This is a genomic window from Corynebacterium sp. HMSC073D01 (assembly GCF_001815555.1).
In the GTDB taxonomy this organism is placed as follows: Bacteria; Actinomycetota; Actinomycetes; order Mycobacteriales; family Mycobacteriaceae; genus Corynebacterium; species Corynebacterium glucuronolyticum.
On sequence record NZ_KV821028.1, the window covers coordinates 1 to 22,544 of the forward strand.

The 22,544-nt window shown below is 63.7% G+C and carries 21 protein-coding genes and 1 pseudogene; 11 read left to right on the forward strand and 11 right to left on the reverse strand.

Going from position 1 to position 22,544, the window contains the following annotated elements; all coding sequences use genetic code 11:
• Window positions 1-204, forward strand: a pseudogene (locus HMPREF3044_RS03480) (HNH endonuclease); the annotation flags it as partial.
• 54 nt (window positions 205-258) lie between these two features.
• Here the strand turns inward: HMPREF3044_RS03480 and HMPREF3044_RS03485 are convergent.
• From HMPREF3044_RS03485 to HMPREF3044_RS03495, 3 genes are read right to left on the reverse strand one after another with little or no spacing between them, the layout of a single operon-like run.
• A complete protein-coding gene (locus HMPREF3044_RS03485) occupies window positions 259-672 on the reverse strand; it encodes a hypothetical protein (protein WP_005388432.1) in 414 nt (137 codons plus the stop codon).
• Window positions 669-1,157, reverse strand: a complete 489-nt coding sequence (locus tag HMPREF3044_RS03490; protein WP_005393431.1) for a hypothetical protein — start codon at window positions 1,155-1,157, stop codon at window positions 669-671. The genes HMPREF3044_RS03485 and HMPREF3044_RS03490 overlap by 4 nt, the downstream gene beginning before the upstream one ends.
• A 53-nt stretch (window positions 1,158-1,210) precedes the next feature.
• Complete coding sequence (locus HMPREF3044_RS03495) at window positions 1,211-2,434, reverse strand: pyridoxal phosphate-dependent aminotransferase (RefSeq protein ID WP_070739344.1); 1,224 nt, start codon at window positions 2,432-2,434, stop codon at window positions 1,211-1,213.
• Window positions 2,435-2,494: 60 nt separating this feature from the next.
• Between HMPREF3044_RS03495 and HMPREF3044_RS03500 the strand changes: the two genes are divergently transcribed.
• A complete protein-coding gene (locus HMPREF3044_RS03500; protein ID WP_070739347.1) occupies window positions 2,495-3,181 on the forward strand; it encodes a hypothetical protein in 687 nt (228 codons plus the stop codon).
• A 15-nt stretch (window positions 3,182-3,196) separates the two neighbouring features.
• Window positions 3,197-3,781, forward strand: coding sequence for an RBBP9/YdeN family alpha/beta hydrolase (locus HMPREF3044_RS03505; protein WP_070739350.1), 585 nt, complete (start codon window positions 3,197-3,199; stop codon window positions 3,779-3,781).
• A gap of 3 nt (window positions 3,782-3,784) precedes the next feature.
• Here HMPREF3044_RS03505 and HMPREF3044_RS03510 read toward each other — a convergent pair whose 3' ends face one another.
• Together HMPREF3044_RS03510 and HMPREF3044_RS03515 are read right to left on the reverse strand one after the other, a co-directional pair.
• The gene (locus HMPREF3044_RS03510; RefSeq protein ID WP_005393438.1) at window positions 3,785-4,309 is read right to left on the reverse strand and encodes a DUF1707 SHOCT-like domain-containing protein; all 525 of its coding nucleotides are present in this window, start codon (window positions 4,307-4,309) and stop codon (window positions 3,785-3,787) included.
• A 22-nt stretch (window positions 4,310-4,331) separates the two neighbouring features.
• A complete protein-coding gene (locus tag HMPREF3044_RS03515; protein ID WP_070739353.1) occupies window positions 4,332-7,010 on the reverse strand; it encodes a (Fe-S)-binding protein in 2,679 nt (892 codons plus the stop codon).
• Between the two features lie 116 nt (window positions 7,011-7,126).
• On the opposite strand from HMPREF3044_RS03515, the gene HMPREF3044_RS03520 reads away from it, so the two are divergent.
• Complete coding sequence (locus tag HMPREF3044_RS03520; protein ID WP_070739356.1) at window positions 7,127-9,844, forward strand: choice-of-anchor M domain-containing protein; 2,718 nt, start codon at window positions 7,127-7,129, stop codon at window positions 9,842-9,844.
• Between the two features lie 99 nt (window positions 9,845-9,943).
• On the opposite strand, the gene HMPREF3044_RS03525 is transcribed toward HMPREF3044_RS03520, so the two are convergent.
• Genes HMPREF3044_RS03525 through HMPREF3044_RS03545 form a run of 5 tightly spaced genes read right to left on the reverse strand, consistent with a single transcriptional unit; the run spans window position 9,944 to window position 14,466 of the window.
• Entirely contained in the window at window positions 9,944-10,807 is an 864-nt protein-coding gene (locus HMPREF3044_RS03525; protein ID WP_070739359.1) for an anchored repeat-type ABC transporter permease subunit, read from the reverse strand.
• Window positions 10,801-11,469, reverse strand: coding sequence for a metal ABC transporter ATP-binding protein (locus tag HMPREF3044_RS03530; protein WP_070739362.1), 669 nt, complete (start codon window positions 11,467-11,469; stop codon window positions 10,801-10,803). Before HMPREF3044_RS03530 ends, HMPREF3044_RS03525 begins: the two co-directional genes overlap by 7 nt.
• Window positions 11,466-12,221: a choice-of-anchor M domain-containing protein gene (locus HMPREF3044_RS03535; RefSeq protein ID WP_070739364.1), complete on the reverse strand. Its 756-nt coding sequence runs from the start codon at window positions 12,219-12,221 to the stop codon at window positions 11,466-11,468. Before HMPREF3044_RS03535 ends, HMPREF3044_RS03530 begins: the two co-directional genes overlap by 4 nt.
• Window positions 12,218-13,645, reverse strand: a complete 1,428-nt coding sequence (locus HMPREF3044_RS03540; protein ID WP_246820870.1) for an anchored repeat ABC transporter, substrate-binding protein — start codon at window positions 13,643-13,645, stop codon at window positions 12,218-12,220. Before HMPREF3044_RS03540 ends, HMPREF3044_RS03535 begins: the two co-directional genes overlap by 4 nt.
• A gap of 29 nt (window positions 13,646-13,674) precedes the next feature.
• Window positions 13,675-14,466, reverse strand: a complete 792-nt coding sequence (locus tag HMPREF3044_RS03545; protein WP_070739370.1) for a choice-of-anchor M domain-containing protein — start codon at window positions 14,464-14,466, stop codon at window positions 13,675-13,677.
• Window positions 14,467-14,681: 215 nt separating this feature from the next.
• Here HMPREF3044_RS03545 and HMPREF3044_RS03550 point away from each other — a divergent pair, with 215 nt between their 5' ends.
• From HMPREF3044_RS03550 to HMPREF3044_RS03575, 6 genes are all read left to right on the forward strand, one after another.
• Window positions 14,682-16,352, forward strand: coding sequence for a nitrite/sulfite reductase (locus HMPREF3044_RS03550; protein WP_070739373.1), 1,671 nt, complete (start codon window positions 14,682-14,684; stop codon window positions 16,350-16,352).
• 225 nt (window positions 16,353-16,577) lie between these two features.
• Window positions 16,578-17,342: a phosphoadenylyl-sulfate reductase gene (locus HMPREF3044_RS03555; protein WP_005393471.1), complete on the forward strand. Its 765-nt coding sequence runs from the start codon at window positions 16,578-16,580 to the stop codon at window positions 17,340-17,342.
• Complete coding sequence (gene cysD, locus HMPREF3044_RS03560) at window positions 17,342-18,235, forward strand: sulfate adenylyltransferase subunit CysD (RefSeq protein ID WP_070739376.1); 894 nt, start codon at window positions 17,342-17,344, stop codon at window positions 18,233-18,235. Before HMPREF3044_RS03555 ends, cysD begins: the two co-directional genes overlap by 1 nt.
• Complete coding sequence (locus HMPREF3044_RS03565; RefSeq protein ID WP_070739379.1) at window positions 18,235-19,437, forward strand: sulfate adenylyltransferase subunit 1; 1,203 nt, start codon at window positions 18,235-18,237, stop codon at window positions 19,435-19,437. The genes cysD and HMPREF3044_RS03565 overlap by 1 nt, the downstream gene beginning before the upstream one ends.
• A gap of 8 nt (window positions 19,438-19,445) precedes the next feature.
• A complete protein-coding gene (locus HMPREF3044_RS03570) occupies window positions 19,446-20,081 on the forward strand; it encodes a sirohydrochlorin chelatase (RefSeq protein ID WP_005393475.1) in 636 nt (211 codons plus the stop codon).
• Complete coding sequence (locus HMPREF3044_RS03575; RefSeq protein ID WP_005393476.1) at window positions 20,078-20,974, forward strand: sulfite exporter TauE/SafE family protein; 897 nt, start codon at window positions 20,078-20,080, stop codon at window positions 20,972-20,974. The genes HMPREF3044_RS03570 and HMPREF3044_RS03575 overlap by 4 nt, the downstream gene beginning before the upstream one ends.
• A gap of 94 nt (window positions 20,975-21,068) precedes the next feature.
• Here HMPREF3044_RS03575 and HMPREF3044_RS03580 read toward each other — a convergent pair whose 3' ends face one another.
• The gene (locus HMPREF3044_RS03580) at window positions 21,069-21,896 is read right to left on the reverse strand and encodes an AAA family ATPase (RefSeq protein ID WP_232621964.1); all 828 of its coding nucleotides are present in this window, start codon (window positions 21,894-21,896) and stop codon (window positions 21,069-21,071) included.
• 85 nt (window positions 21,897-21,981) lie between these two features.
• Here HMPREF3044_RS03580 and HMPREF3044_RS03585 point away from each other — a divergent pair, with 85 nt between their 5' ends.
• Window positions 21,982-22,527: a nucleosidase gene (locus HMPREF3044_RS03585; RefSeq protein ID WP_005393478.1), complete on the forward strand. Its 546-nt coding sequence runs from the start codon at window positions 21,982-21,984 to the stop codon at window positions 22,525-22,527.
• The last annotated feature ends 17 nt before the right edge of the window (window positions 22,528-22,544 follow it).

The following is a 22,544-nucleotide window of genomic DNA, read 5'->3' on the forward strand; positions in this document are numbered from 1 at the left end:
TGTGACTACCACAATGGCATTAACGATGATGATCTGGATAAACCGAAGCACGGTCACATGGTGAGAATCAATGGCCTGGAATACTGGAAACCTGCCTTCGGTGGGCCACTGAAACTGAACATGAACCCGTGCGCCCAGGGTGGTGCCGTCCGTCTCGCCCGGATGCAACTCGGCATCCCCATCGACCCCAGCCCACCGGGCTAGCAACCTAGCCCGCCCAATGACCCGACACCGTCGGGCCATTAGGCATGCGAAAAATTAGACCAAGTCGGGGAGGAGTGTGCCGTTAAGTTCCTCGATATCCCACAGCTTGTCTGGATCGAGCGTTTCGACAATGTCTCCCATACGAGCGTGTTTATGCAAATCGTTCATGCTCAAAGACCAGAATCCGTGCTTACGCTCCTGGGAGAGGATAAGCACGCTAATTTTCTGGTCATCAGCCCTGCCAACGGGGACGATAACCTTCGGTTCCCCGCTTGCAAAGTGGCGCTCAGCCGCTTCGCGAATGTGAACTGCGAGCGTATCGCTTAGCGCTGGAAGAATCGCCGGTAGCTCACTTGCCTCAAGGCTTTCCAGGAATCGAGCTCGATTGCTCCCGCGCCCAATAGAAGTTAGAAAGCGTTGAGCGATGAACATCGTGTCGCGATAACGTTTTTTCTGCTCGTTGTTCACTGCTTGCCTTCTTTCCAATACTTCAAATAGTCGAACGGGTCGTACAGCATCTCAGTGTAGTATTTTTTGAAAGTTCCGCTGACAGTGTGCTGAGATCTTTCCTCTCGCGAACCCCCGGCGAGTTGCTGGTGAACCTCAATCTCTTCATCTGAAGAATGGAGGAAAAACTGATGGCTATGTACCGTGCTGTGCCAGGTGTCGGTACGTCTTACTTGTGCGAAGTTCGGGGCTGCGCCTTTAATTTCCTTGCAAAATTTGTAGTCAGGATGCCCGGCCGTGACATTTAGCATGATGGCGAAATGCTTGACTGAGCCACCTGCGGTTTCCCAGGTTCTCGCGTACACAGCTGTGCAAAACTCCGCATTTTCAATGCAGGTGGTGTCGGGGTCTTTGGATTCATCCGGATCAGGGTATGGAACCTCACCGTCCGGCTGAATGCTCATGTCAGCCAGACGGTAGCTCTTGTTGTTCGCGTTGAGGGGCACGTCTACGGATTGTAGAAGTGTGGGGTCACGTCCGCGCTGCCAGCGAAAATCGCTTACTGCTTGTAGCTCGCCAGGAAGTTCCCCAGCCGCTCGATCGCCTCGGCGAGTTCTGCCGCGTGCGGGAGCGTGACCACACGGAAGTGGTCCGGCGTGGGCCAGTTGAAGCCGGTTCCCTGGACGAGCAGGATCTTCTCCTGGAGGAGCAGGTCGAGCATCATTTTGGTGTCGTCGTGGATCTCGTACACCTCGGGGTCGAGGCGCGGGAACGCGTAGAGCGCGCCCATCGGTTTGACGCAGCTGACACCGGGGATGGACGTGAGTTTTTCGTACGCCGTGTTTCGCTGTTCGAGGAGGCGTCCGCCCTCGCCGGTCAGTTCGTAGATGGACTGCCGTCCGCCGAGCGCTACCTGGATGGCGGATTGCCCGGGCACGTTGGCACACAGGCGCGTGCTGGCCAAAAGGTCGAGGCCTTCGATGAAGCCGCGGGCGTGGTGCTTCGGGCCGGTCAGCACCATCCAGCCGACGCGGTAGCCGGCGACGCGGTACGCCTTGGACAGGCCGTTGAGCGTGATGCACAGCAGGTCGGGGGCGAGTGACGCGATGGAGATGTGCTTGGCACCGTCGTAAAGAATCCGGTCGTAGATTTCGTCGGAGAGAATAAGCAACCCGTTTTCGCGCGCGATCTGCGCGATCTCTTTCAGCACGTCGCGGGAGTAGACGGCGCCGGTCGGGTTGTTCGGGTTGATGACGACGATGGCTTTGGTCTTTTCGGTGACCTTGGCGCGGATGTCCTCCACGGATGGCATCCACTCGTTGTCCTCATCGCACAGGTAATGCACCGCCTTGCCGCCGGCGAGAGAGGTGGCGGCCGTCCACAGCGGGTAGTCGGGCATGGGGATGAGCACCTCGTCGCCGTCGTTGAGCAGCGCCTGGGTGATCATGGTGATGAGCTCGGAGACTCCGTTGCCGATGTACACGTCGTCCACATCGAAGTCGGGGAACCCGGGTATCGTCTCGTACCGCGTGACGATAGCCCGCCGTGCGGGGAGGATACCTTTCGACGTCGAGTAGCCCTGTGCGTGCGGAAGTGCAGCGATCATGTCGCGCATGATGACGTCCGGTGCGTCGAAGCCGAAAATCGCCGGGTTGCCCGTGTTGAGCTTCAGGATCCGGTGCCCGTCGAGCTCCATTTTCTCGGCGGCCGCCGCCACCGGCCCACGGATCTCGTACAGGACGTTTTTCAGCTTCTCTGACTGGTCAAACTCTCGCGTCGTCATAGCCACACACAATACCCTGTTGCGCACGAAAAAATGACGGGCTAGCCGTATCATTCTTTTATGAGCGCACCCTTGAAGCCCCGAAGGCGGAAGCCACTTATCGCTTTTCTCTTCATTTTGCTGCTCGGTTCGGCGTATCCGCTCGGCTTGTTCGTATGGATGGGGATCCCGATGTATTTTAACCACGGCCTGATGCCGGAACAGATCCTCACCGAGGAAATACCTGGGCGCACCGGCCTTGCGCGTGCTGAAAACGGCGAGTGGCAGCTCGTTTACAACCCGTGTGGCGCGGACGTGGATCACGTGGCGGTGTCGGACAACATGACAGGCGTATTCGCCGTGGATAGCAGCGTCGCAGATGCCACAAAAAGGGGGCGGCAGGTGCAGGTGTGGACTCCGCAAAGCCGGGAGGCTGCGGCGCACCCGTTTACGGCACGCCTCTTCCCGCCCGATCCTCCACGGGGTTGGGCGGTCACGGAGAACACTTTTCGGGATAATTCTCCCCAAGACGGTACCGTGACTATTGGTTACACGGCCACCGGCACAACCGCGCTTCCCGCGCGCGTCTCGCACAAGGAAACCGTCGCTCGGCTATCATCGGATGCTGTGCTGGTAGGCGAGTACCGCCCACTGACCATGTCGAGAGCGGACTTTTTCGATTGTGAAACGTTGACGCCGCAGATGTCGGACGGTGCGGCGCGCCTCGCGTTGGCCGAGCTTATTTTGACTGGCCAGTATCAGCACTGAGGTACCCTTAAAACCATGTCGATTGAAACGTTCCTCCTCCACCCGCCTGTGACGCAGGTTTTCATGATCCACGGCTACCATTCGTCGCCGCATAAGAAGTGGTTCCAGTGGCTGAACCTGCAGGGGATTATGAAGAACATCAAGTTCAAGGCGATCGAGCTGCCGGATCCCGACAATCCGGATCCGGAGAAGTGGCGCGAGACGATCGCCCTGGAGATCGGCGTTGTCACCAAGCAGATCGGTATCGTCGGTCATTCTCTCGGCTGTCAGGCGGCTCTTCAGTACCTCGATTCGCTTTCCGACGATCAGTGGAAGCTCGGCCGTATGGTCCTGGTCTCCGGTTTCAACGAGTCATTTGGCGACGATCCCGTACTAAACAACTTCGTCGGCGACGGCGTCGACCTGGGCAACATCAAGGACCACGTCGGCGGCATCACCGTCATTCGTTCCGACGACGACCCCGAGGTCCCCGCAGAGCTCACCGATAAGCTCGCCATCGGCCTCGGCGTTCCCCCGACCGTTGTCCTGGGTGCCAAGCACTTCCGCGATTCCGACGGCGTCGGCCAGGTCCCCGAGGTCCTCGAGGGGCTCGTCAAGTAGCCCTTACTTATCCAGGAATTTCTCCGCCGCACCGAGCGCCCTGTTCTTCAGGGCGCGCACGCGTTCCTGGTCGCTCTTCTTCTGCTCGAGCGCCATGAGTTTCTGCTGGTACGATAGCTCGCGCAGCCGTGTTCTGCGCAGTTGCGCCGCCGACGGCATGTACCACGAGTCGGGCCCGATCTTCATCACATACAGGAGGATAAAAACGACGACGGGCAGTATAACGAATACGGCATCGAGTGCTCCGGTGGCGAACACTGCTCCGACAAATCCCCCCACGATCGACAGCCCCAAAATCCCCGCCTTGGGGTGCCCAGATTCCTTCCGGTATTCCTCAATCTCGCTGACGGTATACGACTCCTCCGGTAGGTCCCGAAACAGCCCCGCCACCTGGTCGTCGGTCACGGCCTCGGCGACTTTTTGCACCCGCTCTTCGTATTCCGCGAGCGTCAGCCGGCCGTCCGCAAAGTGCGTCCCGAGCGTATTCATCGCGCGCGTCCGTTCCTCGTCCGACAACCTGTAGTTCATACTTTCAGCCTACCCGTTTTTCTTACTTGTCAGCGTCCTCCTCTTTCGAATCTACAGTTGTTGGTCGCGGTGCGTTCGGCGTCGGCGCCGCTGGTGTCGCCGGTGTAGGCACGCTTGGCGCTGCGGGCGTGGGCGCGGCTGGCGTCGGCGTGGGGACGCGGTTTCCTGCCGGGGCCTGCGGGGCGGCTGGTACCGGAACGGCTGGGGACGAGGGGGTAGGTGTGGCAGGTGTGGGTGCTTGTGTTACGGTCGGCTTGGGCACCGCCGGTGCTGTAGGGGGCGGTGTCGACGCACCCGGCACGGCAGGCGTCGGCGCTGCTGGAGCTGAGGCTGCTGGCTTTGGGGTCGGTGCAGCAGGTGTTGGCGCCTTCGGTGTCGCAGTGGCTGGGGTTGGCCTAGCCGGTGTCGGGGCACTTGGCGCTGCAGGTGTTGCTGCCGCTGGCGTCGGCACGCTGGGTTTTGCCGGTGCCGTGGGCTTCGGAATCGATGGCGTTGGTGCGCTTGGGGTAGCCGGCGTGGGCGTTGCAGCAGCCGGTGCTGCAGGCGTCGGAATGGACGGCGTGGGTGCGCTCAGTGCGGCTGGTGTAGGCGTTGCTGCGGTGGGCGCGGAAGGTGTCGGCACGGAGGGTGCAGCAGGCGCAGCAGGCGCGCTCGGTGCCACAGGCGGAGCTGACGGCGCCGGTGCTGGCGCAGCTTCCTTGGTTTTCTTCACCGGTCGGATCGGCAGCTGGCCGTCGACGAGGATGGAGTCGCGGAGGCGGACGGCGACATCGGTGATAGTGGTGGTGTAGCCGCCGGATTTCACGCCGGTTTCCAGCATGGTGGAGCAGAACGGGCAGGCGACGGCGATGTCGGTGGCGCCGGTCGAGGCGGCTTCCTCGGCGCGGAAGTCGGAGACGCGCCGGCCGATGTTTTCCTCCATGAACATGCGGGCGCCACCGGCGCCACAGCAAAACGCCTCGTTGCGGTTGTGGGGCATCTCGGCAAGGTCGGCGCCGGTGGCGGCGAGGAGTTCGCGGGGCGGATCGAAGACCTTGTTGTGGCGGCCGAGGAAGCAGGGATCGTGGTAGGTGATGCGCTCGCGGTGCTCGGGGCCGCGGGGAGTGGGAGTGAGCTTGCCGTCGCGAACGAGGCGGTTGAGCAGCTGCGTGTGGTGGAGGACCTGGTAGTTTCCGCCGAAGTCGGGGTACTCGTTGCTGAAGGTGTTGAAGCAGTGGGCGCAGCTGGTGACAATCGTCTGCACGCCGGCGGCGTTCAGATTGTCGATGTTTTCGGCTGCGAGCTGTTGGAAGAGGAATTCGTTGCCGGCGCGGCGCGCGGGGTCGCCGGTGCAGGTTTCGGATTCGAGAACGGCGAAGGAAACGCCGGCGACGTTCAAGAGTTCGACAAGCGCGCGGGAGGTTTTCACGCCGTTGTCGTCAAGGGATCCGGCGCAGCCGACCCACAGCAGGTACTCGTACCCGTTCGCAGAATCGCCGGGCTTGAGCACCGGGACGTCGATGCCGTCGCGCTGGGCCTTTTTCACCCACGCCATGCGGTCCTTGCGGTTGCGTCCCCAGGGGTTGCCCTTGACCTCGAGGTTCTTGAACATGCCGGTGAGCTCGCTGGGGAACTGCGATTCCTCGAGGACGCGGTAGCGGCGCAGGTTGGCCACGTGGTCGATGTGTTCGATGTCGACGGGGCACTGCTCGACGCAGGCGCCGCAGTTGGTGCAGGACCACAGGACGTCGTCGGTGATTTCGAGGCCGTCGCGGATGTCGGTGATGACCTTGCGGGGGCTCAACGGCTTGCCGGTGTTCCAGGCGGGGCACAGATCCTGGCAGCGGTTGCATTCGGTGCAGGTATGAGCGTCGAGAAGCCCCTTCCAGGAAAGGTCCTCTGGCGTGCCGACGCCGAGACGTGGGGCCTCCGAGGCGTTGTCGAGCGTCAACGGTTGGCCGTCGTACTCCAGTGGCGCGAGCGCACCGAGGGCGGGTGCCCCATCGGGGTTGCGCTGCAAGAAGATGTTGAAGAAGGCGAGGAAACGGTGCCAGGCCACGCCCCAGGACAGCTGGGTGCCGACGACCCACAGCCAGATCGTGCCGGTGGCGAGCTTGATGAACGCGAACACGGACACGAGCACGGGGGAGGCGGGGAGCAGCTCCGCGGCAAAGCGGCTGAAGAAGTCGACGATGAGGTGCCCGCCGCCGTAGGTGGCGATCTTCCCCGCCTTGACGAGGATCATCCCCAGTCCCTCGAGGAGGACGACGAGCTCAACGAAAAGTGCTGCGCGCCAGTTGGTGCCGCGGTGGCGTTTCCCCAGCCAGTGGATGGCCATGAGGACGAGGATGCCCACGACGGTGCCAAGGCCCAAAAGCTCGTCGATGAAGTGGTAGACCGCAGTGGAACCGACGAGCGGCCAGCCTCCAGTGGGGTTGAACATCTGGATGTAGGCCTCAAACCAGACGACGGAGCCGAGGAGGAACCCGACCATGACAAGCCAGTGCATGGCGGAGACGAGCGGCTTGCGGGCGAGCTCCGTGTGGAAAACGACCTCTTTGATGAGCGTGCCGAGGCGCGTCATGGGTTTGGCGGTGCGCGTGGTGGTGCGTTTGCCGCGCGCGATGGTGGCATACATCGTCCACGCCCCACGCAGGAAGAAGAACCAGGCAGGGAGGGTGATGACGATGCCGATGAGGCCGATGATGGTGGTCGCATCCATGTGCAAAGTGGGTCCTACTCTCGTGTTCGCTTGTGTAGCTTTAGCGTACCTGGCGTGGTGGTGCGCGCGAAACGATGTATAGTTGAAAACGTTTTTCATCTAATTGGAGGTTTGTCGTGTTCGCTACACCCGTCGTCGGTGCGCTTCTCGCCGCACTCACCGCCCTTGCGCCCACCGTCATTGACGTCGGCCACACGGATTCACCGAAGGCCTATTGGGACGACACGGCGAACACGTTCGCCCTCATGACGGATAACGGTGCGCTCGAAAAACCGGTCCCCATCGAGGAGACGGTCTCCTGGTTGAAGGCAGACGACACGTGGACAGTTCCCGACGATGAGGCCTACAGCAGCTTCGGCAACCCGGGCGACACGTACTGCGCCTCCCCGGAAAACGTCGGCATGAACTGGGATACGAAGCTGTGGCAGGGCATCGGCGCCGACGCGGGTGTCCCCGTCGATCGCTTCCGCGACGCCACCTTCTCGCTGGATCTCGTCGATTTTTCCGGCCCCGGCGAAATGACGATGTTCCAGGACGCGGTCAACCCCGGAGAATCCCCGGTCATCTTCCTTTCAAGTGCGCGCCCCGGCCGTCAGTGGACACCGCTGACCGCAGGCTCCCACACGCACCTCAACACGGTATTTTCCCGTCCCGGCCTCTACCGCCTCACCTACCGTGCTACCGCCAGGCTTGTCGACGGCTCCGTCATCGCCTCCACCCCGCAGCAAACGACGTGGTGGGTCGGCGACGAGCGCCTCGTGCCCACCCCCGACCCAGATGCCCCGCAGTTCACCGGAAACGTGCGCTTCGACGATACGGGCCTCACGCTCACCGCCGACGCGCCGGGTGTAGCCATCTTCTACGTCGACGGCCACGAACTGGCACAAGTACAGCTCGCAGACGGCACGGCGCACTTCCCCCGCCCGAAGGGGGAGGGGATGTACGAAGCACAGTTCGTTTCCGAGGACGGCGCCGTGTGGGGAACCGTCAGTGAGCCGACGGCGTGGGACAACAAGCCGGAGCTGGTGCAGCATGACCTCGCCGCGCCGGACTACGTCGTCACCAATACCGTCCACGAGGGCTACCACGAGGTCTCAGTCACCGGCCCCGAGCCGGTACGCGTCACCGGTGGGGTGTACAACACCCCAGAAGATACGTACCCCACGTGCGAATTCAACTACGTGGCAACCCCCGACGAGCCTGCGCAGCGCTACACCGACTACTGCACGGAGGGCCTCGTCCGCGCCACCCTCACCCCGCACCCGCTTGTCAATGACGCGCCCTCCCAGCAGGTGTCCTTCCCCGCAGGCGATGGCCAGGCGACGGCGAGCTTCGCTGAGCACGAGGAGATTACCGCCGGCCACGTGGATATCGGCCCTGTGGTGGAAAACGGAACCGTCGTCATGCGCATTATGGACGAGAACATCCACCGCCCGGATTCCACCGCCCTCGTGGTGGACGGGAAGGCCCGCCGCACTCGCAGCACGGGGCGGATGCTGGATTCCGTCTACGATTTCATCGGCCCGAAGGGGACGGAATTTTCCCTCCTGGAACAAAGTGGGGCTAACCAACAGTCGCAGGTGTGGCCTGGTTTCTCCACCGAGCACCTGCCCCTGGAGCTGCGCCAGCAGGGCTGGGATATAGAGGTGGAAAAGGTCTCAGACACAGGGTGGTTTGGATTCCTCACGGGGCTTTCCGGCCCCACTATGCTCCTTCCCGGCCGGATTGAAAACGCCGGACACCTGCACCTCAACTGGATTTTCCTGGACACCGGCGACCACAAGCTGCGCGTGCGGGCGGTGAACCGCACCACGGGCAAGGCAACCGACTGGGAAACCGTCACCTTCCGCGTCAAGGACCGCGAAAAAGGTGGGGGAGAGGTCACACCGGAAAAACCGAAGGAAGAAAACCCCCACAAACAACAGCCGGGGGAGAATAAACCGGACGGGGAAGCCGTCGACAAGCATGTGGAAGTCCGCCGAGGACACGTCGACATGGCGTTTAAGAGTGGCCGTGCATACTTCGACATCGACGGGGTCGGCAAACGCGACTCCGGCGCGGTGACGTTCGTCGTGCCGGGCGGGGTCATCCCGTTTACGCAGGATCAGGACCTGCCGTGGCTCGGATTCTCGTGGTCGCCCGTCGGCGGCACCGTGCGCCTTGCGCGGGTGGATGGGCCGGGAACCATGACAGTCTTCACGCCAGACACCTTCGGTGAGCGACACGTCCATTTGGCTAGCGATAGCGACTCCACCCTGCGTCTCGACGGCGACCACGGGCATGCCCACTACGCGTTCACGTTTAGCGCGCCGGGCACCTACGATGTCGACTTCGCCTTCACCGGCGACGACGGTTCAACCGCGACGCTGCGGGCCCGCTTCGACGTGGGCGCGGCCGCAGATGAAACGAATACGCAGGATAATCCCTCCACGCAGGCCACCACGCCGCGCGCGCCTGGCGCTCCGACGAAGAACGGTAAGCCTGCACCGAAAAACGAGCTGCGTGCCCGCGGCCCGTATGCGCAAGGCCAGGAGCGGGCGGAACGTGCAAGCGGGACACCGGTGGCTAAGACAGCGGCCCGGCAGGTGAAGAAAAATACGGCCTCGCACGCCGCGCCGAAGCGGAGCCACGATGCGAAGAAACAGGCCATACCGCGAGCAGGAGGAACAGGTGAAGAAGGCCAGGTGCTGTCCTCACCACGGACGGTGCAGGCCAGTGTGGAACCGGCACGCGTGACGTGGGCGGCTGGTGTTGCGACCGGTGCGGGAGGCGCATTCCTCCTCGTCGGCGTCGGACTCCTCGGCGTGGCGTTGGGGCGCAGGCAGCGGAGCTAGTCAGCTTATCGGTGCGCTGGGTCCGCCGGATCCCGCGCACCTTGAGGAGCGATAGTCCGGTGACCCAGCTAACTCGCAAGCAGCTAACTCGCAAGCTCGTTAGCTGTTTAAGGGAAGGCGGTCGGGATTTTCCCGGCCGCCTTTGCGCTGCGCGACCCAAAAGACGAGGAAAATTCCGGTGAGGGTGAGAACAATGGTTGCACCTGTGGGAAGATCAAGCGCCCAGGACAGGTAGATGCCGGTGACGGAGCCTGCGACACCGATCGCCACCGCCACGGCTATCATTGTGGGCAGGCGCTGGGTGACAAGCCTGGCCGTCGCTGCGGGGGTGAGCAGCAGCGCGAGGACAAGGATGTTACCCACCGTGCGAATCGACAATACGACAGCGGCAGTGACGCAGAGGTAGAGGGCGAGGTCGAGAAGGAAGACGTTATATCCGAGTGCGCGGGCGGTCTCCCTATCGAGGGCGACGATGGTGAACCGGCGGGTGAGTGCGAGGACAAGGGCGATAATGAGCGCGCCGCCTACCGCCGTGATCGTCACGTCGCGGGCAGGAACGCCCGTGATGGACCCGAACAGGAAACTCGTCAGCGAGGCGGAATAGCCGTCGATACGGCTCATCACCACAAGGCCGCCGGCAAACGCAGCAGCGAAGAAGATACCGATGAGGGCGTCCTCCTTCACGCGTCGTCGCTGCGAGAAATAGGCGACGGCCACAGCCACGGCAGCCCCGGTGAGCGCCCCGCCGAGAAGCACCGACACCTGCAGTGCAAAGGCAATGGCGATGCCGGGGAACACCGCGTGGGCGACGGCATCGCCGATGAACGCCATCCCGCGCAGCACGACGTGGCTGCCCACCACTGCGCACACTGCGGAGCACACGAGCGCGATGACGAGCGCGCGGGGGAGGAAGGCGAGGGCGGGATTGGTAAGGTCGTGAAGAAACTCAGTGATGGTCAGCACGTGAATCCTCCTAGGACGCGGGTGTACGGAACGTGGAACGTGTCCTGCCAGGCTGTGGTGTTGCGCGAGAGCTCCTCCGGGGTGCCCGTTGCAACGATGGTGCGGTTGAACAGGCTCGCCCGGTCGCAGGCGGTCAGCGCCTCCGCGATGGCGTGGGTGGACATGAGGATGCCGGCGGTTAAATCCTCAAAGAGCTGGAGGAGCGCGTCGGTGGTGGGGAAGTCCAGACCGGTGAACGGCTCGTCGAGAAGCAAACAATCGGGGCGGGAGACAAGCGCGCGGGCGATGAGGACGCGCTGACGCTGGCCACCAGAGAGCTCCCCGATGGGGCGGCGGGTGAGGTCCGTAAGACCCACGTGGGTAAGGGCCTCCTCGACGGCGGTGGCATCGTACTTTCGCAATCCGGTGCCCACGCACCGATCGACGGTGATGGGGAAGTCCCAGGCAAATTCGTGTCGCTGCGGCACGTACCCGATGCGCCCGAAGGTGGCGCGCCCGGTGGTGGGGAGCAACCCGAGGATGCCCCGGAACAGGGTGGTCTTACCGGCGCCGTTGGGGCCGAGCAGCACGTGCAGCTCACCGGGGGAGACCGTGAGGTTCACGTCCCAGACCACGGCGGGACGGGTCACGGCGAAGTCGGTGAGGGTGAGCGCGGGGTTCATCGGCGTCCCCGCACGACGGCGACGATCCCCACAACCAGCACGAGCGCACCGATGCCGAGGAGCCACCACGGAAGGGAGGATTGCTGGGTGGTGCCGGCTTCCTCGCCCTCAACGGCAAAGCGCAGGGGGACAGGCTCCGTCGTCGTGTCGCCGACGGTCACCGACAGGGGCACCGTGTGCGCGCCCGGGGCGGTGAACACCCAGTTGGCGTGGGCGTGCGTGCCTGCGGGGACGAACATCGTCTCGCCGACGACCTGCGGGGTGGAAAAGCCACCGTTTTGCAAAAACACGGAAAAGTCGCCGTCGCCCTCGTGTGTGCCAAAGTGGAGTGTGGCATCCTGGCCGTTCAGGGAGGGGTGCTGCGTGTTCCAGCCGAGCCAGGGAACGCCGGTGACCTCTGTCTGGGGAACAACCCAGACACTATCGCCTGCGTGGGCGCCGGTGAAGTCGTAGCCCTTCGCCACGGTCTGCACCGCCTCGTCGGCAAGCACGACGGTGACATCCTCCAGGTAGCGCCACGTTGGCGGTGTCGCGGAGTCGTCGCGAAGCAGGAGCTCCACGTGGCCATCGACGATGACGGGGCCGATGTCCGCGTGCCCCTCAGTGAGCCGGACGGCGGTGCCCCGGGGTGCGATCGGTTCGTCGTCGGTGACCGTTTGGACAAGCGCGGCATCGGTGGGCTGCGCGGATGCCGTTACGGGCGCAAGTGCGGCGACGAGGGCAACAGCGAGCGTGGCTGCGAGTTTCTTCATGAGTTCTCCTTTGCAAGGCAGGTGCGGATGGCGGTGGCGTTGGCATCCATGAGTTCCAGATAGGTGGTAACCGGTGGGGCGAAGGCGTCACCGTACAGGCGACAGACGCGCACGCCGTGGTCGTGGGCGAGGGTGGTGAGGTGCGTGGGGCGTCGCTCAGCTGCGGGTTCGACGAACACCGCCGGTGCCTGGAGATCCTGGATCGCCCGGGACAGGGCAACTAGCCCCGTGGCGGAAGGTTCAATGTCCTCGTTGGGGGAGACGATGCCGGACAAGGCGAGCCCGTACCGGTGGGCGAGGTAGGCGTAGCCCTCGTGGCTGGTAATGAGGTGCCGGTTTTCCTGCGGGACGGCGCCGACGGCCTCCTGCATGCGCGCGTCGGCACCGGCGATGGCCTCCTTGTAGGCCGTGGCGCGGTCGGTGTACCCTGCGGCGTGGGCGGGGTCGACGGCGATGAGCCGCTCAGCGATGACATCGACCATCGCCTGGGCGTTGGGCGCCGATTGCCACACGTGGGGGTCGATCTCCCCGTGCAAGTGCTTGCCCGCCACGGCCTGCGGCAGGACGTAGGCCTCCGACCCGGGCTTGCCGATGAACCGGAACGCGGGGTCGCAGGGAATCGTGTCCACGGAGGTCGCCGGCACGGCGATGACTGCCTTGTCGACGCTTTCCCCCTCGTGTTCCACATCAATGGCCCCGGTGGCGTAGTTCGCGCGAACATCCACGTGCCCCTCGGTGATGATCGTCGTGGTCTGTGTGGCATCCATTGATCCGTGCGGGTCGACGCCGACCACCACGTCCAGGTCGAGGGGCGTAAAGCCGGGGGCGCTGAAGCGGAGCACATACCGGCCGGGTTCGGTAAAAGCCCAGCTCATGTGTGTGTGCGCGCCGGTGGGGAGCGTCATGGAGCCGGGCTTTTCTTCGGCGAAGAACCTCTCCGGCGCGCCAAACGTACCGGTGACGTAGGCCGACGCCGCGCCGGGGCCCGACATCTGCTCGGCGGTGAGCGTCGTCGGGGGTAGGCCGCGGTCGCCGTCGGCGCGGATTCCCAGCCACGGGGTATCGAGGCTGACGTTTTCCACCAGCGGGATAAGCTCCCCGCCGTGGAGGACAATATCCTCAGCGACCGCCACTGGGGGAGTGCTACTTGCTGCATCGATGGCGGAGACCATGGATTGCGGTTCGAGCAACAGGCCGTTGGTGAACACGACATCGGCGTTGGCAATATTCCGCACGGCGCGCAGACTCGGCTCGTAGGTGTGCGGGTCAGCCTGCGCGGGGATAAGCCCATCCACGTGCGCGTCGTCGCCGGCGATAACGCGCACCATGTCCGTGAGAATCGGGGTCGTCGCCGCCACCCGAATCCGCGTCGGCTCCTGTGTGGGGGCGCTCGCGCACCCGGAAAGGGCGAGGAGCGCGCTCATCGCTGTGGCTCCTACCGTTTTACGCCAGTTCATGCGCGCCGGGCGGCGACGATGCCCGCGCCGAAGACGACGAGCCCGAGCCCCAGGAAGGCGATGGCGAGGCCCAAGACGGAGATCCCCGTGTCGGCAAGTGTGCGCTGCTCAGCGGGTGCGGAGGTGGGCGTCGGTGCTGAGCTGGCGGGCGACACCGTAGTTGCCGTGGCTGCCGGCGCTACTTCTTCCTCCTCAGCATTGTCAGCATTGCCGACGACCCAACGGTACGTCGCCGTATTCGTCTCCCGGCCGTCGGGGGCGACAGCCTTGACGGTCATGGTGTACGTGCCGGGGGCGGTAAACGCCCAGTTGGCGTGGACATGGCCGGGGTGGTCCTGGGGGATCGCGGAACCGCTGGTGAGTTCGAGGGAGTCGCCGTCGAGAAGTGGTGCCGTGCCGCCGAAAGTGCCCTGGCTGAACAGGTAGACGGAGCCGGGGCCCTGGACGTCGAGGAACTGGATGGATAGGGGAGTGCCGGATTCGGTTGTGTCCCAGCCAGGCCAGATGAGGTCGGGGTCTTGGGCTTGGGGCAGAAAATATGCGCCTTCGCCCAGGATAGCGGCGGTTTCCTCCCGGTAGGCGGAGGCGGGGATAGCAAGCGTGACATCCTCTGGCGCGTGCAGCCCGGCATCGTCCTTGAGTGTGAGGGTGAGGTCGCTGGTGACATAAAAGGCATCGATGTGGCCCTCGGTGAGGGTGAGGGCGCGGGCGACAGGCGCGGCGGCGAACATGGCGAGTAGCAGCGCGATGGCGACGAGCGCGCGCGGCAGGCGCAGGCGTGTGAGCATGGCTAACCCCTTTTAGTGAAAACAATATGCAATAGCAAAGGTTAGCTTTAATAGAAACTGTTGTCAATTGCATGTAGTGAACAGACTGAGCGGTCTGTAGTGAGTGAGGTTTAGTGCGGAAACGCCACGTTACGGCATTAAACTGGGCAGTCTATTGCAACTAGACCGAACGGTATGCTAAAAAAGGTTTTACACGAACAGAGAGGTTCAAAACCATGACTACACAGCTTGCCATCCACACGGACATCCCCCGCAGGAAACGCTCCGACGGGCAATGGGCCCTGGACGGCCGCGAACCGCTGAACGCAGACGAGGCCATCAAGCAAGAAGACCCCGGCCTCGCGGTCAAGCAGCGGATTATTGAGCACTACTCTCACGAGGGGTTCGACTCGATCGTCCCCGATGACCTCGCACCGCGCATGAAGTGGTGTGGGATTTACACGCAGCGCCGCCAGGACCTCGGCGGGGAGATGACCAACAAGTTGGACAACTCCGAGCTGCAGGACAAATACTTCATGATGCGCGTCCGCTTCGACGGCGGCCTAGCTACACCGGAGCAGCTCCGCGTCGTCGGCGGCGTCTCCCGCGACTTCGGCCGTGGCACGGCAGATTTCACCGACCGGCAGAACATTCAGATCCACTGGATCGAGATCGAGAACGTGCCGGAGATCTGGAACCGCCTCGACACCGTCGGACTATCCACGCTGCTCGGCTGCGGCGACATCCCCCGCGTCATCCTCGGCTCTCCCGTCGCAGGTGTCGCGGCAGACGAGATCATTGACGCCACCCCGGCCATCGAGCGGATCAAGAACGAATACCTGCCAAGCCCGGAGTTCCACAACCTGCCCCGCAAGTTCAAGTCCGCCATCTCCGGCAACTCCCGCCAGGACATCACCCACGAGATCCAGGACCTCGCCTTCGTCGGCGTCACCCACCCGGAGTACGGCCCGGGCTTCGACGTCTGGGTCGGCGGAGGGCTCTCCACCAACCCGATGATCGCCCAGCGCCTCGGCGTCTGGGTGCCCCTCGAGGAGGTGCCGGAGGTGTGGGCGAACACCGTGCGCATCTTCCGCGACTACGGCTACCGTCGCCTGCGCAACCGCGCCCGTCTTAAGTTCCTCGTTGCCAGCTGGGGTGTCGAGCGGTTCCGTGCGGTGCTCGAGGAGTACCTCGGCTACCAGCTACGCGACGGCATCGCACCGCCGATCGTCACCGGCAACCGCGATCACATCGGCGTCCACCTGCAAAAGAATGGCCGCTACTACGTCGGCGTGAAGCTCACCGTCGGCCATGCCTCCGGCGACCAGCTCATCGCCATCGCCGACGTGGCCGAGAAATACGGCATCACCCGCATCCGCACAACCCCGGGCAAGGAACTGCTCTTCCTCGACGTGGAAAAGGACGATGTCACACCGCTGCAGGACGAGCTCGAGGCGTTGGGTCTCTACCCGCGCCCGTCCGAGTTCCGCCGCGGCATCATCAGCTGCACCGGCCTGGAATTCTGCAAGCTCGCCCTCACCACAACCAAAGCCCGCGCCATCGAACTCGTCGGTGAACTGGAGGAGCGCCTCGGCGATCTGGACGTTCCCATCACCATCTCGCTCAACGGGTGCCCCAACTCCTGCGCCCGCACACAGGTCTCAGACATTGGACTGAAAGGCCAGATCGTAGAGGGCGAGGAGGGCTTCCAGGTGCACCTGGGTGGAGCACTCGGCGTGCAGGACCCGGAGATCGGCTTTAAACTGCGGGGGCTCAAGGTCAAAAGCCGTGACCTCGGAGACTACGTGGTAAAAGTCGTCGAAAAGTTCAAGGAGCAGCGTCACCCCGGTGAACAGTTCCGTGACTGGGTGCGACGAGCCGCAGAGGAGGACCTGCAGTGGCAGTAAGACGAAAGCCCAACTCCAACAGGAACTTCCCCACGCACTGCCCCTACTGCGCGTCCACCGCACTCACCCCACATGAAGTGGATGAGTTCGGTTGGAAGTGTGGCGAATGCTTGCGCGTATTCTCCGTCCGCTTCCACGGCCAAGATGACCCTGACAACCGCCCCCAACCCTCATCCTCTACGCACGAGGCGCATCTCAAAGATGCGAGAAAAGGAATAAAACGCGATGATTAATCTCACAGGTGGCTCGTTTGTCAGCATCAAACGCCCAGCCGTCACCCCCACCCCGCCGTTGGACCCGGACATCGCCGAAACCAACGCCCGGCTCGTGGAGGACTACGCGGACAGTCTTTACGATGCCTCCGCCGAAACCATCCTCACCTGGGCCCATGAGCACGCACCGGGGCCGCTCGTTGTCACCCTCTCCATGGAAAATACGGTGCTCAGTGAGCTAGCCAGCTGCTACCTCCCGGACGCCGACGGCCTGTTCCTCGATACCGGCTACCACTTCCCGGAGACCCTCGAGGTGGCGGATGCCGTCGAGAAACGCTACCCCAACCAAAAACTCGTGCGCGCGGTGCCCCGCCAAACCGTTGCCGAACAGGATGCCGAATGGGGCACGGACCTCTTTGCCACAAACCCCACCGCCTGCTGCGACCTGCGCAAAGTTGACCCCCTCAACCGCGCGCTCGGCCCGTACACCGGCTGGGTGACAGGCCTGCGGCGCGCCGACGGCCCCACCCGCGCCACCGCACCGGCGGTGAGCCTGGACAAGACCGGGCGGCTGAAAATCTCCCCGATCATCACGTGGACGCTGGACGATACCGAGCGCTACATCCACGAACACAACCTCATCGAAAACCCCCTCACCCACCAGGGCTACCCCTCCATCGGCTGCGCGCCCTGCACCCGCAAGGTGCGCCCGGGCGAAGACCCCCGCGCTGGGCGCTGGGCAGGATTTTCCAAGACAGAATGCGGGCTTCACCAGTAATGCTTTCACCTCACTTAAAAGACCTAGAAAACGAGTCCATCTACATCCTCCGCGAAGTCGCAGGGCAGACCGATAACGCGGCGATCCTCTTCTCCGGAGGCAAGGATTCCTGCCTCGTCCTCGAGCTGGCCAAGCGCGCGTTCGCGCCGGCCGCCATCCCGTTCGATCTCCTACACGTGGACACCGGCCACAACTTCCCCGAGGTCATCGAGTTCCGCGACCGGGTTGCAAGCCAGGCGGGCATCCGCCTCCACGTCGCCCACGTGCAGGACTGGATCGACCGCGGAGAACTGCAGGAGCGCCCCGACGGCACCCGCAACCCCCTGCAGACGGTGCCGCTCGTGGAGACGATCGAGGAGCGTGGCTACGAGGCCGTCCTCGGCGGCGCCCGCCGCGACGAGGAGCGCGCCCGCGCCAAGGAGCGCATCTTCTCCGTCCGCGATTCCTTCGGTGGTTGGGACCCGCGCCGCCAGCGCCCGGAGCTGTGGAACCTGTACAACGCGAAGGTCCTCCCCGGCGAAAACGTCCGCGTGTTCCCTATCTCCAACTGGACGGAGATGGACGTGTGGGAGTACATCGGCGCTCGCAACATTGAGCTCCCGCCGATCTACTTCGCGCATCAGCGCACCGTCTACAACCGCGACGGCATGTGGCTCACACCCGGCCCGTGGGGCGGCCCGAAAAAGGGCGAAGAGCTCGTGGAAAAGACGGTCCGCTACCGCACCGTCGGCGACGGCAGCTGCACCGGCGCCGTCGAATCTACGGCGGCCACGGTGGAGGAGGTCATCGCCGAAATCGGCACCTCGACGCTCACCGAACGCGGTGCCACCCGCGCGGATGACAGACTCAGTGAATCCTCGATGGAGGACCGGAAACGGGAGGGATACTTCTAATGGTTAACACGCTTGAGAATCGAGACAACCTGCGCTTTTGCACGGCCGGTTCCGTCGACGATGGTAAGTCCACCTTCGTCGGTCGGCTGCTGCACGATACGAAGTCGGTGCTCGCCGATCAGCTCGCCTCGGTGGAGGCGACCTCCGCATCTCGCGGTTTCGATGGACTCGACCTTTCCTTGCTTGTCGACGGCCTCCGCGCCGAGCGTGAACAGGGCATCACCATCGACGTCGCATATCGGTACTTCGGCACCGATAAGCGCACGTTCATCCTCGCCGACACCCCCGGCCACGTCCAGTACACCCGCAACACCGTCACCGGCGTCTCCACCTCCCAGGTCGTCGTCCTTCTCGTCGACGCCCGCAACGGCGTCGTCGACCAAACCATCACCCACCTCAAGGTCGCAGCGCTCATGGGCGTGAAGACGGTGATCCTTGCTGTGAACAAGATCGACCTCGTGGATTACTCGGAGGACCGCTTCCGCGAGATCGCCGCCGCCTTCACTGCCGAGGCCGAAAAATTCGGTGTCGCCGAACCGATCGCCGTGCCGATCTCCGCCCTCAAGGGCGACAACGTCGTGGAGAAGTCCACCAACATGGACTGGTATGACGGCCCCACGGTTCTCGACATCCTGGAGACCGTCCCCGTCACCGGTGGCCGTGCCGAAGGCCTCGGCTTCCGTTTCCCCATCCAGTACGTCATCCGGGAGCACGCCTCCGATTACCGCGGATACGCGGGGCAAGTAGCCGCAGGTAGCGTGCACGTGGGGGACACCGTCGAGTTCGACGGCGGCTCCACCACCATCGCCCGGATCGACACCACCGATGGCCCGGTGGACGAGGCCGTCGCCGGCGACTCCGTCGTCCTCATCCTCGACGGCGAATTCGACCTCACCCGCGGCAGCGTCATCGCCGACACCCTGCCGGAGGCCGTCCGCACCTTCGACGCCACCCTCGTCGGCGTGTCCGACGAGGGCGTGACCCCCGGTAAGCAGGTGCTCATTCGCTATGGCACCTCGCTCGTCCGCGGCAAGGTTTCCGCCTCCGTGGGCACCAACGACATCGTCCCCGCCACCATCACCCTCGCCGAGCCCCTCCACGTGGAGACCTACGCCGCCCGCGGCGCCGTCGGTTCCTTCATCGTGGTGGACAAGCAGTCGGGCTCCACGCTCGCCGCGGGCCTTGCAGGGGCTAGAAAGTAGAAAACACCATGAACACATCGATTCCGCTCATCATCCTGTCCCACGGTTCCCGTCACCCGCACGCGGACCGGGAAGTGGAGGCGCTGGCCAATCGAATGTGTTCACCTGACCGCCCGGTCCGCGCCGCCTACCTCGACTTCTCCCCGCGCACGTTGCACGTCGCGGCGGAAGAGGTCGGCAGCGCCGTTGTCGTGCCACTCTTGTTCACCTCGGCGTTCCACGTCACCGACGACGTGCCCGCCGTCGTGACCGAGGCATCCCGCAAAACGGGCACGCGCCTCCACCTCGCAGCACCCCTTGGCACGGGGGAGGACATCGCCCAGCTCGTCGCATCGCGAATCCCCCATGGTGCCGAAAACGCCGTCGTCTACTACGTCGGTTCCCGCCGAGCGCACGCCAACGAAACCGTCGAACGGCTTGCCGACCGCGTCGCGGAGCTCACCGGCATCCCCGCCTACGCGCACCGTGCAACCGGCAAAGATCCCCTTCCGGATCTCGACCGCGCGCACGTCGTGCCGCTCTTCGTCACCCACGGCCTGCTGCTGGACAAGCTTCAGCTTCCCGCAGGCTGGACGATGAGCGCGCCCTTGTCGGTCGCGCTCGCGGACATCGTCGCTGCCCGCTACGAGGAGGTCGCAGCATGAACGCCATCATCGTCGCCATTACCGGCTTCCTCGCCCAACTCGTCGACGGTGGTCTCGGCATGGGCTTCGGCGCCACCTCCACCACCCTGCTCATAACCCTGGCCGCCCTCACCCCGGCGCATGCCTCCGCCGTCGTCCACGTCGCCGAACTCGGCACGACGGCGGTCTCCGGCTTCAGCCACTGGCGCTTCGGCAACGTCGACCTCCGCCAGGCCCTCTGGCTTGGCATCCCCGGTGGCGTCGGTGCCTTCATCGGTGCGCTTCTTTTGACATCCATCACGTCCCCCGTGGTTACCGCAGTCATCCTCACCGGCCTCGGCCTGAACGTCATGCGCCGCTTCGCCCGCCGCCACCAAAAACCCACTGCCGGCACGCACTCCCGCAGTTTCCTCACCGGCCTTGGCTTCTTCGGCGGGCTCATCGATGCCACAGGAGGTGGCGGCTGGGGCCCCGTCACAAGTTCCACCATGCTCACCCTGCACAAGCAGGACCCCCGACGCATCGTCGGCACAGTGAACACCGCCGAGTTCCTCGTCACCGCCTCCGCCACCGCCGGATTCATCGTCGGCCTGTGGGAAGGGCTGCTCGCCACCTGGCCCCTCATCCTGGCCCTCCTCATCGGTGGCAGCATCGCAGCCCCCTTGGCCGCCTGGATCGTGAGCCGCTTCAACCCGAGCTTCCTCGGCGTTCTCGTCGGCACCCTCCTCGTCGTCCTCAACGTGCCCCGCATCTTCCCCGATGTCACCATGTGGCCCGTTCAGTTGATTATCATCGCTTTCGGCGTATTCCTCGGCTGGCGCAGCTGGCGCTACGAGCGCGCCCACCGCCGCGCCCGCCAGGATCACGTCAACTCGACCGAACCGGAAAGTCTCGTCGCGACGGTGGGCTCCTAGAACAGGGGCGTGACAAAACGTGGGCGTTTAAGAATTGGGCTCACCCATTGAGCCAATCCGTCACATCTGCTATTCCACAAACGCCCATCAACTGTCACGCGTAAAGGTATGTCTCTACCGGGATGAAGCGGACCTCGTCCAACATGAAGTCCTCCGACCCCTGGTAGATGACCTGCCGGCGGGAGGCATCCACACCAAGTTTGTCGCCCACCGTGTTAACCGCATCTGCACAGTCCACCCGTGGCATAGTTGACGGTTCGATCCCCGTCAGTGTGAGTGTCTGCGGATTGATCCCATTGACGAGTACACCTCGGTACCAAAACAGATTGTTTTCCGCTCCCTGGTTGGTGAGGTTCTTTGCTGTTTCGGCGACGACGAAATTCTCAAAGATGGCGGGATCGGCTGCATCACTGCCTAAGAGCCCCGTGTTCCAAAAATACCGCTTGGTCTCCTCGCATGATGGGGACGCCTGCAGGTCGAAGGTGGTGTAATTCGCTTCGCTCGGCTCTTCCGGGTAGTCACCACTGGTATAGAGCAGAAACTCGTCAAGGGGGAGCCCCATCTCCCGAAACGATAGCGGCGGGAGGTGAACGAGCCCCACCCTGCCTGCAAGAGATTCCGTGACGGAATCAAGTCGGAGGTAATTCACAGAACCGGAGATGATGAACTGGGCAGGTTTTTCAGATTCGTCGGCCACCACTTTGAGTGCTCGGAACAGTGCCGGCACGTTTTGAACTTCGTCGAGAATCAGTTGCGAACCATGCTCCCGGAGGAAACCGATGGGATTCGCGCGCGCTTTCTCAGCTATAGCCCCATTTTCGAGATCGAGGTAGTGGTAGTCCGGGAACATCCTTGTGAGAAGAGAGGTCTTCCCGCAACCACGAGCGCCACCTACGAAGACGATGGGAAACCAGGTCGTCATGTTCCGTAGGTGGGGCTCAATTTCGCGCGCGATGTACTCCACGGCTCCCCATCCTAACCTCGATAGACCACGTACAATACTGACTATGACAACGTTGTTCGTGTCCGCCACCGCGGAAGAGGCAGTCCACCTGCCACAAGATAAGCAGATCATCGTCACAGGTGTGGGCCTTGTCGCCGCCGCTACTGCGGTTATGGAAGCCGCCATCACCACGCGCCCCGACCGCATCGTCAACCTTGGCACCGCCGGCGCGCTTGCCGACGGCCACTCCGGCGTCTACGAGATCACCCACGTCGTCCAGCACGACTTCGCCGGCACCGGCATGGACGACGACTTCGCCCAGAAGGAATTCGAGCTCGTCACCTCCGGCGAACTCCCCACTGCCCGCCTGGCCAGTGGCGACCACTTCGTGTCCTCCACCGAGGAGCGCAACCGCATTGTCCAACTTGCCGAGCTCGTGGACATGGAAGGCTTCGCCGTTGCGTGGGTCGGTAACCGCCTCGGCATCCCCGTGACTCTCCTCAAGCAGGTGTCCGACCAGGCAGATGAGGCAGCAGCCGCCAAATGGGCAGGCGCTGTGGAGCCCGGTGCCGTACAGCTGGCTAAAGCAGTAGAAAAGCTCGGTTTGTAGCGGTCTGGGCACGCCGA